The organism is Frankia sp. Mgl5 (assembly GCF_023242985.1).
Lineage (GTDB): Bacteria > Actinomycetota > Actinomycetes > Frankiales > Frankiaceae > Parafrankia > Parafrankia soli.
In genome coordinates, this window is sequence record NZ_JALKFY010000413.1 from 443 (window position 1) to 728 (window position 286).

1 protein-coding gene is annotated in these 286 nt (G+C 54.2%); it reads left to right on the forward strand.

Going from position 1 to position 286, the window contains the following annotated elements; translation table 11 throughout:
* Positions 1-28: 28 nt before the first annotated feature.
* Positions 29-286, forward strand: a 258-nt coding sequence (locus tag MXD62_RS09895) for a BMC domain-containing protein (protein WP_251081464.1), incomplete at its 3' end; no start/stop codon positions are given.

The following is a 286-nucleotide window of genomic DNA, read 5'->3' on the forward strand; positions in this document are numbered from 1 at the left end:
GCAAGTGGAAAAAAGCCTTGCATTAGGAATGATTGAGACCATCGGACTGCCGGGTTTACTTGCCGCGGCGGACGCTGCCGCGAAAGCCGCAGACGTGAAGATCGTTACGTATGAAGGCGTTGATGCCGGGATTGTCACGCTGTATGTGGTTGGAGACGTTTCCTCCGTGCAAGCGGCAATTTCTGTCGGAGAAGCAGAGGCTAGACGGGTCGGGCAGTTACGTCATTCCCATGTCATTCCTCGGCCGGACGAAAGCGTCAATCGCTTGATCCAGAAGCTGTTAAAT